The 10,762-nt window shown below is 65.6% G+C and carries 2 protein-coding genes; both read right to left on the bottom strand.

Going from position 1 to position 10,762, the window contains the following annotated elements; translation table 11 throughout:
* Window positions 1-4 precede the first annotated feature (4 nt).
* Complete coding sequence (locus tag AC5S27_RS00335) at window positions 5-4,465, bottom strand: type I polyketide synthase (RefSeq protein ID WP_493932633.1); 4,461 nt, start codon at window positions 4,463-4,465, stop codon at window positions 5-7.
* Window positions 4,462-10,761, bottom strand: coding sequence for a type I polyketide synthase (locus tag AC5S27_RS00330; protein WP_493932632.1), 6,300 nt, complete (start codon window positions 10,759-10,761; stop codon window positions 4,462-4,464). Before AC5S27_RS00330 ends, AC5S27_RS00335 begins: the two co-directional genes overlap by 4 nt.
* Between the last annotated feature and the right edge of the window lies 1 nt (window position 10,762).

Here is a 10,762-nt window from a genome sequence, read left to right as displayed (position 1 = left end):
CGCTCTAGTCTTCCATCTGCATACGCAATAACTGCGCTACTTCGTCGTCCGACATCGCATCCAGCTCGTCCTCTGAATGAACCGCATGCCCCGCCAGCTCTTCCTCCGCTGCCTGCTCCCCATTCATCGCTGGAGTAAGGTGAGCCCCATCCAGTCCATATCCCAACCGCCCCAGCAGCATCCCCGCAATCGCCTCTGAAGTCGGGTAATCGAAGATCAAGGTCGACGCCAGATCGCTCAGCCCAAACGCCGTCTGGAGCCGGTTGCGCAGGTCAATCGCCATCAGCGAATCCACCCCCAGCTCCATCAGCCGCGCATGCTTCTCCGGCAGCGCCGCCGCGCCGAGCGTCAACGCCACAGCCGTCCTCACTTCGCTCGTAGCAATCGTCAACCGCTCCCGTGCCGGAGCCGACTCAATCGCCTCTCGGACCTTCGCGACAACAGGCCCTGCCGTATCAACCACTTCGAAAACTGGCGTCAAGCCGCTCTCCGGCAGCACCACCCCGAACGTCCCCGCAACAGAAGCCCCGCTCTCCACGACCCCGTCGGCGTCTGCAGGCCGGTGCGCAACCAACACATGCACGCCCAGCCCGGCGGTCAGCGAACCCTCCCCCGGCGAAGCCGAGAAATGCGCAAATCCCGCCCGGTCCAACTCCTCAGCCCATCGAGCAACCGAGATCAGCGGCGAGCCGTCACTCCGCGCCTCATCCTCAAAGTGCTGCCATCCCTCAATCAGCCCAGTTGAAACATCATGCCAGGCCCAGGCCTCGGTCGTTTCCACCAGCACCAGCGCCCCGCCCGGCTGCAATACCTGCCTCACCCGTCCGAGCGCCGCCCGCAGATCCTTCGCCGCATGCAGCGCGTTGGCAATCACCACCACGTCATACCGGCCCTCGTGCGCCGCCGCATACTCCGGCTGATCCAGATCGAAGAGCACAAACTCCATCGCATGCGTCTTGAACCGCTGCCGCGCCCGCCCCAGAAACATCTCCGAAACATCGCTATACGTGTACAGCACCTGATCGGGGGCCAACTGCGCCAGCACCGCCGCCGTCGTCGCACCCGTACCCGCGCCAATCTCCAGCACCCGTAACCGCCGCGCAAACCCAGCAGCCGTCCGGCTCGCCACCCGCGCCCGCGCCCCGACGACAGCCCCTGCAATGCGATTGACATACACCGCACCCGGCGAACGCTCGTAAAGCGCCTTGGCAAGCTCCCCATCCCCACCCGGAAACAACGTCTCCAGCGGATTCATCTCGCCGCGCAACACTCGCGGCAGACCCTTGGCACAATTCGCCAGATAATCCCGGAGCGGCGCATCGCCAGCCAGCAAAGGCTCGGCCGCAACCCAAAGCACCTCTGGCGCAGGGAGCGAAGCCCCAGCCACCAGCCGGTATCCACTCTCGCCAGCCTCCAAAACTCCTTCGCCCGCCAACCGCCGCAGCCATCGGCCCATCAGCCGCTCCTGCGCCTCAGGCACGCCAAACTTACTGACCAGATCCCGCGTGCTCACCAAATTCTCGCTATCCCGGAAGCAGCCAAGCTCCTTCAAGCTGCTGAAGATCAGCGCCGCAGCCCAGTCATTCGCCGCCTTCTGCGACGCATCAATCCTCGAAACCTCGAGCCCCACCGGCACCATCCCGGCCTGATCCCGCGCCGCTGCCGCCATCGACTCCCAGGCCGCCTCAGCTGAGGTAGGCTCAGCAAACCAGTACCGCTTCCTCTGGAACGAGTACCCAGGCAGCGGCACCTTCCGAAAGGCCCGCCCCTCCCGCACACTCTTCCAATCCAGATCCACCCCAGCCGTATAAAGCCGCCCGGCAGCCACCAGCAGCTTCTGCCACTCGCCGCCCGCGCCGCTCTTGGCAATCGAAGCCACCTGCCGTTCTGCGTCAATCCCATTCGCATCGGCCAAAGCCAGCAACTGCGGCTCCGCCCCAATCTCTAGGAACAACGCGCCGCTCTCGTCTTCTCCAGCCGCTCCAGCAACAGCTAGTCCAGCCGAAAACTCCACCGTCTCCCGCAGATGCCGCCGCCAATATTTCGCGTCCACCGGCTGGTTGCGCTCCACAGCCTTGCCGGTCAGGTTCGAAATCCACCGAACCTCAGGCACCTTGAACCGCACCTTCGCAGCCTCAGCCTCAAACGCGTCGAGCATCGGCTCCAGCGCCGACGAATGAAACCCATGCGTCGTCCGCAGCCGCTTGTGCCGCAGGCCACGCTCGCGCAGTAACTCTTCAAAGCGCGTCACTGCGTCCCTGCCGCCACTCACCACCACGCTGGAAGGCCCGTTTACCGCAGCAAGGCTCAGCCCCGGAATCAGCAGTCCGCCAATGTCATCCCGCGAAGCAACAACCGCCACCATCCCGCCCGGCTCCGCCAGCGTCTCGGTCAACCTCCCGCGTGCCGCCACCAGCCGGATGCCTTCTTCCGGCGTCATCACACCCGCAACCGTCGCTGCGACATACTCGCCCAGGCTATGCCCCATCACCACCTGCGGCGCCACACCCCAGCTCCGCCAGAGCTCCGATAACGCCCAGCCAAACGCATACAGTGCAGGCTGCACCAGGCTCGCGCGGTCTAACTCCGCTGCCTTGTTCGCCCAGATCGCAGCGATCCCGACGTCCAAAATCCCCGCTAATGCAGCATCCAATCGCGCCACTGCCGAGCGAAAGACCCCACTCCGCTCCAGCAGCTCCAACCCCATCCCGCGATGCTCACTGCCCTGTCCCGTAAACAGGAAGCAAACAGAAGGCGCGGCAGCTACGGCAGCAGAGCTCCCAAACGATCGCAAGCCAGCTATCAGTTCTGCCCGTTCCGTTGTTACCCACGCCGCCCGGTGGACATAGTGTGCCCGCCCAGCCGCCAGCGTCCCGGCCACATCCATAAGTGCAAACTCAGGATGCGCCTCAAGGCTCGCCGCCAGCGCTTCGCGTCCAGCTGCCAACGCCGCAGTATCCCGCCCCGAAACAACGACCAGCTCCGCCGAAGCCCCTCCACCCGGCGCAGTTTCGGCGCCCGGATACTCCTCCAGCACCACATGCGCATTGGTCCCGCTAAACCCGAACGAGCTAACCCCAGCCACGCGCCGAACCTGCCCTGCGCCCAATTCCCAATCCGCCTGCACCGTCGGTACTTCAAACGGCAGCGAATCCCAAGCGATAAACGGGCTCTTCTGCTCCAGATGCAAATGCGCCGGAACCATCCCATGCCGCAAAGCCAGCACCGCCCGCAGCAGCCCAGCCATCCCGCTCGCTGCCTCGGCATGGCCCAGATTCGTCTTCACCGACCCCACCAACACCGGCGGAAGCCCCGCAGCACGACCACCGAAAACCTGCCCCAGCGCCTCCATCTCGATCGGGTCGCCCAGCGAGGTCCCCGTCCCATGCGCCTCGATCATGCCCACCTGATCCGCAGTCACCCCGGCCTTCGCAAACGCCTCCCGCAGCAGCGCAGCCTGAGCCCCGCTGCTCGGCGCCGTCAATCCGCCGCTGCGGCCATCGTGATTCACCGCACTCCCAAGAATCACCGCGACAATCCGGTCGCCAGCCCGCTGGGCGTCGGCCAGCCTCTTCAGCACCACCACCCCGCAGCCCTCCGAGCGCACATACCCGTTCGCCGCCGCGTCAAAGGTCTTGCATTTCCCATCCGGCGAAAGCATCCGCGCCCGCGACCCTGCAATATGCAGCTGCGGTCCCAGGATCACGTTCACCCCACCCGCCAGCGCCACATCGCTCTCCCCACTCGCCAGACTCTGCAGCGCCAGATGCACCGCCGTCAGCGAAGAAGAGCACGCCGTATCCACCGTCAGCGCCGGACCATGCACCCCCAGCGTGTATGCCAGCCGGCCCGCCGCCATGCTCGCCGCCGTACCCGACCCGGCATAGGCATCGATCCGCAGATCATCCTGAAACGCCGTCCGGTAGTAATCGATATTGCTCAACCCCAGAAAAATCCCCGCCCGAGCATCCCGCAGTGAGGTGGGAGCAGTCGCGGCATCCTCCAGCGCATGCCAGGCCACCTCGTGCAGCAGCCGCTGCTGCGGATCCAGCATTGCCGCCTCACGCGGCGCAATCCCAAAGAAATCCGCGTCAAAGTCAGCAATCGAATCCAGGAAACCACCGCGCACCGACGACATCGCTCCCCGAGCCTCCGGATTGCGATCGAAATACTGCCGCCAATCCCAGCGGTCGAGCGGCACATCGGTGATCGCATCCCGCCCCTCAGCCAGCAGCTCCCAGAAGCTCTCCGCATCGCGCACCCCACCCGGAAAGCGCATCCCCATGCCTACAATCGCCACCGGGCAACCGCGCGCAGCCGCGGATTCGGCCTCCGACTCCGCTTCTGCCAGCCGAGCCCGCAACTCGCGAATCTCCATCAGCGCGCGCTTCACCGGCGAAAGCTCTGCCGCCTGCCCCGCCGGCGCTGCTTGTCCGCCTACCGGCATCTGCCCCTCGCCGCTCATACGCCGCTCCCGTTCCGATTCAGCTCAGCTAGCAGCAACTCTTCGGCCTCAGCATCGCTCATTTGAGATAAGTCAGCCAGTTCCGCGTCAGCCATCGCAACCACCGGCTCAGCAACCTTCAGCGCCACCACTTCGGCAGGCACCGCCAACTCCAGCAGAAATGCCGCCAACCCTCGAATGCTCGGATAATCAAACAGCAGCGTCGCGCTCAACGGCCGCCCCATCGCCTGCGCCAGCACGTTCCTCAACTCCAGCGCCATCAGCGAATCCAGCCCAAACTCCTGCATCGGCGTCTCCGCTGGCATCGGACGTCCCGCCGATAGTCCCAACACCTTCCGCGCCGCCGCCCTCACAAAGCTCTCCATGCGGGACCCGCGCTCCGACTTCGCAGCCGCCACAATCGCGGCAATCTCTTCCCGATCCTTAGAGCCCTGCGTCTTCGCCATCGGAGCCTTGGCACCCCCAGCATCAGCCAGCGTCACCGGCCCCTGAGGCAGAAATTCAGCAAAGAACTCCCGCGCAGCCGACCCCGCCGGATACTGCCCGCCGAACGCAGCCCAATCCATATCCGCAATCGGCACCCGCGCCGCACCTGAAGCCAGCGATGCACCTAACGCCGCCAACGCCTGCTCCGGACGCATCGGCTTGATCCCCTGCCGCACCAGCCGCGCACTCGCCGCCGCCGAAAGCTGCTCCACCATTCCACCCTCAGCCCACGCGCCCCAGTTCACGCTCAATGTCGGCAATCCGCGAGCCGTCCGTTCCTCCGCCAGCCCATCCACATAAGCATTCGCCGCCGCATAACTCGCCTGCCCAGCCGACCCCAGCAATGCCGCCGCCGAACTGAAATACACCGTTGCAGCCAGATCGTCCCCGGCCGTCAGCTCAGCCAGCAGCCGCGCGCCCTCAACCTTCGTCCGCATCCCACGCGAAAAGCTCTCGCCCGTCTGGTCGGTCAGCAGATGATCCTCCGTCACGCCCGCCGCGTGAAACACCGCCCGCAACGGCGCGTCCGAGTTCCCACGTAGACGCTCCAGAACTCCAGCCAGCTGCCCGCGATCCGCCACATCCCCAGCCTCAACCCGTACCCGCGCGCCGAACTCGGTCTGAAGCGCAACAGCCCCATCCGAAACTCCACCTCGGCTCATTAAAACCAGCGAACGCGACCCCTGCCCCAGCAGCCACCGCGCCGTAGCCAACCCCAGCGCGCCCGTCCCGCCGGTAATCAGCACCGTCCCGTCACGAAGCGCCTGCTCCCAGGATTCCGGAGCAATCCCTTTCGGCTCCCGCGTCAGCACCAGCTTGCCCACATGCCGCCCGCCTGCCATCTGCCGGAAGGCCCGCTCCGCCTCGGCGATTGGGTAAACCTCGCTCGGCATCAGCTGAAGTTCCCCAGCCGCAAAGCCCGCGAAAATCTCCTGCAACATCGTCTGAATCAGCCCCGGATCACGCTCCGAAACCTCCCCAAGATCAAACGCCCAGTACCGCACATCCGGCCTAACCGTTTTCGCCTGCGCATCGCTCCAGATATCCCGCTTGCCGACCTCAAGAAACGCCCCACCCGTCGCCAGCGCCCTGAACCCAGCAGCAATCTTGTCCCCGGAGAGCGCGTTCAGCACCACATCCACACCCCGGCCCTCAGTCACCGCCAGCACTTCGTCAGCAAAGCCGGCCGACCTCGAATCGAAGACATGCTCAATTCCCTGTCCACGCAGGAACGCCCGCTTCTCCTCGGAGCCAGCAGTAGCCAACACCGCAGCTCCAGCCCGCCGCGCCAGCTGTACGGCCGCCTGCCCCAGCCCGCCCGCAGCCGAATGCACCAGCACCGTCTGCCCCGGCCGCAACTCCGCCAGCCGCGAAAACCCATAATGCGCCGTCAAAAACGCCACCGGAACCGTTGCCGCTTCCGAAAAGGTTATCGCCGCCGGCTTCAGCACAACATGCTTCACCGGCACATTCACCACCGAGCGCATGCTGTCGCGCACAAACGCCACAACCTCCGCACCAACCTTCAAATCGGTGCCCAGTCCAGCCTGCACGACGACGCCGGAGCACTCCGCCCCCATCGCCCCGGCCACCCCTGCATAGTTGCCCAGCGCCGTCAGCACATCGCGGAAATTCAACCCATGCGCCCGCACCGCAATCTGCACCTGACCCGGCCCCGGAGGCACCTTTGAAGCAGGTTCCTCATGCAGAGTCTCCAGCAAACCCGGCGTTCCAACCGCCAGCGCGCTCTCGCCCTTCGCATCCGCCGGACGAAACGCCTCCAGCCGGCTACGCAACCATCGCCCCTGCCGAAGCGCCACCTCCCGCGAAGCACTCCCAGCATCACGAAGCCAGCGATCCAGCAATGCGGACTCGCCGATCTCAGCCCCGCCCAACGGTAGATCGATCAACTGCACAGTAATCCCCGGATACTCCGCCCGGAAGCTCCGCCCCAGCCCCCAGCCCCCAGCCTGCTCAGCATCCACCCGCTCCCCCGGATAGACCGCACAGGCCCCTCGCGTCACCAGGCAAACCCGCTGCACCGACCCCGGCTGTTTCTGTTCCTGAACCACCAGGCCCAGCAGTTGTCCTGTAATCTCTTCAAGGCCTCCGCGCAGAACTGCGCAGCCCACAGTAATTTGCTGTCCAACCCCAGCGGCAGCTTCAACGGCAGGCTCCCAAATCATCCGCCAAATCGCGGCAGTCTCTATCGCTACCGCAACCCGCCGCACCCGCAGCCCTCGAATCTCCGCCACCAGCGCGCCCACCTGGTCAACGACGGTCACATCGACTTCCGCATCCTCGCCCGCCCCGCGCACCTCAGCCAGCGCGATAACCTCGCTCGCCGCTCGCAACACCCGGTAGCTGCGCACACTCACCGGCAACACCGCTACCCCACGCATCTCCGATCCAAATGCCGCCGGCACCGCCTGCAAACAAGCGTCCAGCAGGGCCGGATGGAGAACATTTGCTTCATGTTCCGCGAGCGCCGGCCCAGCAACCTCCGCCAGCGCAAACCCGTGCCCAGCCACCACCCCGCGCAGTAGCCGGAAGGCCGGTCCGTAGGTCAGCCCCTTCGCCTCAAGCTCCCGGTAAATCTCCTCCGGGGCTATCCGCTCCGTAGCCCGCGCCCGGTATGCATCCAAATCCGGCAGACCTGCCCTAGAAACCGAAGCCTCCCAGAACCCGCTGGCCACACTCTCCCAGCCTTCGCCCTTATGCGCAGCAAGTTTGATCTCCCCGCCCTGCGTCACCAGCGTCTGAATCGCGATCGGCTCCGCTCCAAGCTCCAGCCGCCGATGCACGGCAAACTCCCGCAACTCCCCGTCACCACCCGCTGAAGCTCCAGCCCGACGCGCCAGCTCCAACCAGGCCGTAAACGGCAGCACCGGCGTTCCCGCAAAGCAATGCTCCGCCAGCCACGGCGACAGCTCCGTGCCGAGTTCCGTCTCGAACAACCGTCCCTCGATAAACGCCGAAGAAACCTCGCGCCCAGGCAGATCCTTCTCGGTCTTGGCAAGATCGAGGGCACCACCAGATCGAACCGGTGCCTCAGCCAGCCAATACCGCTGCCGCGTCCAGCGGTAAGGCGGCAAAGCCACATGCGTCGGCGGTCCCGGATAAACCTTCTTCCAATCCAGTTCTAGTCCGCGCTCATAGAGCGACCCTGCAGCCGCCAACAGCGTCGCCCGGGCCGCCTGCCCCCGGCGCATCACCGCAACCGTTGCCACCTTTTCCGGAACAGATGCGTGTGCCGCACAAGCCGCCACCGAACGCAGCAGCACCGGATGCGGCCCGATCTCCACCACCGTCCGGCAACCCATCTCCAGAAGCTTCCCTACAGCCGCACTGAACAGCACCGGCTGCCGAATCCCCCGCGCCCAATAGGCGGAGTCGCCATCGGCCGCCCTCCACACGTCTCCGCTGACTGTGGAAACAACAGGAATGGCACCCCGCCGCCCCGAAGCAAATTCGCCCCGAAGATCACCCTCCAGCGCCCGTGCAGCCTCGGCCATCGCCGCAGAATGGAAAGCGTACTTCACATCCAGCCAGCGCGTCCCAATCTTCTCTCCAGCCAGCCGCGCAGCCAGCCCAGCAAGAGCAGCCTCTGGCCCGGCGAACACCACGGAAAGCGGCCCATTGACCGCCGCAAGCTCAACGTCCCGATCCACAGCCAGCAAAGCCCGAGCCGCAGCCTCGCTCATCTCCGCCGAAAGCATACGTCCCGATTCCTGCCCTGCCACCGGAGCGGCCATGCGAGCACCACGCCGCAGCACCAGCCGGAGTCCAGCTTCGAGCGAAAGCGCCCCGGCAGCCACCGCAGCAGCCACCTCACCCACGCTATGCCCGCAAACCGCCTCGGGAGCCACACCCCAGCTCTCCAGCACTCGCACCAGCGCCATCTGCATGGCAAACAAAACCGGCTGCGCCTTGGCAGTGTCTTCAAGCTGCACAGCATCCGCAGCCGCAGCCCGCAGCGACCATCCCGCCGCAGCCTGAATCAGCGCCTCGCACTCGGCGACCGTCTTCTCAGCCGCCGGAAATTGCTCCACCAGCGCCGCCAGCATCCCTGGCCAAAGCGACCCCTGCCCGGAGAAAACAAACCCCAACTTGCCAAACTCCTCGTCCGCATTCTCCGGCAACGAACCAGCCGCGAGCCGGCTCTCCAGCTTCTCCGCAACCTCGGCAGCAGTAACGCCAGTCACCGCCACGCGAAACGCCGCATGATCCCGTCCCCGCGCCGCAGCCTTCGCGATCAACCCCAGGTCCACCCCAGGCTCCCGAAGCAGTGCCGCATAATCCCGCAATCCCTGCGCCAACCCCTCAGCAGTATGCGCCGAAACAGGCAGGCAATACTCCCGCCCGGCGTCATGTCCAATAGGTCCAGCAGTTCGAGGCAGAAGCGGCGCTTCCTCCAGAATCAAATGCGCATTCGTCCCGCCCAGCCCAAACGAGCTCACCCCGGCGAACCGCGGCTGCCCCAGGTTCGCCGCCGCGCGCGGCCACGGCTTCGCTTCCGTGGCAAGCCGCAACCGGCTCGTAGGCCCCAACGAAATCTGCGGATTCAGCGTGCCAAAGTTCAGATTCCGCGGGATCGCCTGGTTCTCCAGCGCCAGCACCACCTTGATCAGCCCGGCCAACCCCGCCGCCGCCTCGAGATGGCCAAAATTCGTCTTCACCGCCCCCAGAATCACATCCGGCCCCGAAACCGCCCCGTAAACCGCATCCAGCGCCTCAACCTCAATGGGATCGCCCAACGAAGTCCCCGTCCCATGCGATTCGACATAGGAAACGTCCCCGGCCGCCAGTTGCCCGTCCTTCAGCGCCGCCCGAATCACTGCCTCCTGCGCCGGGCCATTCGGTGCCGTCAGCACGCTCGACCGCCCATCGTGATTGACCGCCGCCCCACGAATCACCCCGCGAATCCGGTCACCCTGCGCTACCGCGTCCGAAAGCCGCTTCAGCACGATCACCCCGCAGCCTTCCCCCGCCGCAAACCCATCCGCCCGTGCGTCGAAGGTCTTAGCCTGCCCATCGCCCGACAACATGCCCCACTGGGCAAAAGCCTTCACCTCATCGGCCAGCAGCTTCAAACTGCATCCGCCCACGATCGCCGCGTTGCACTCCCGCTGCCGCAGCGACTGGCAAGCTAGGTGCGCCGCCACCAGCGAAGAAGAACAAGCCGTATCCACCGCCAAACAAGGCCCGCGCAGGTTCAGCAGGAACGAAATCCGCCCCGCCGCCACGCTATGCGCCGCCCCCACCCCGGTATGCGAATCGATCGCCGCGCCATCCTGCATCTGCAAACGCGCATAGTCGTTGTTGTAGACGGCGATGAACACGCCCGTATCGGAACCGCCCAGCGACCCCGGCGCATACCCGCCATCCGCCAGCGCCTCCCAGCAAACCTCCAGCAACAGCCGCTGCTGCGGATCGATCGAGTGCGCCTCCCGCGGCGCTATCCCGAAAAACTCCGCGTCAAACTCATCCACGCGGTCCAGATACCCGCCCAGCAGCAGATGCGGTGGCAGCGTCTTCCGCGCCTCCGCCCAGCGTCCTTCCGGCAGCTCGCGAATGCCGCTCCGGCCCTCGGCCAGCAAATTCCAATACTTCTCCGGAGTATCCGCAGGCGTTCCTGCCCCACCCGGAAACCGGCAGCCCATGCCCACAATGGCAATCGGCTCGGAAAACAGCAGCGGCGCCTTCGCGCCCACCTCCGTCCGCGCACGACGCGCTGCCACAGCCAGCCGCGCTGCACTTAGCGTCGGCTCAGGTGCTTTCTCGATCGGATCTCCAGGGCGGTCTGTCAAC

Source organism: Acidicapsa borealis (assembly GCF_059115245.1).
This window is presented reverse-complemented; position numbering and strand designations above follow the sequence as displayed.

Excerpts from the sequence above, each read along its gene's own strand:
- AC5S27_RS00335 (WP_493932633.1), bottom strand. The coding sequence starts at position 4,465 with ATGAGCGGCGAGGGGCAGATGCCGGTAGGCGGACAAGCAGCGCCGGCG.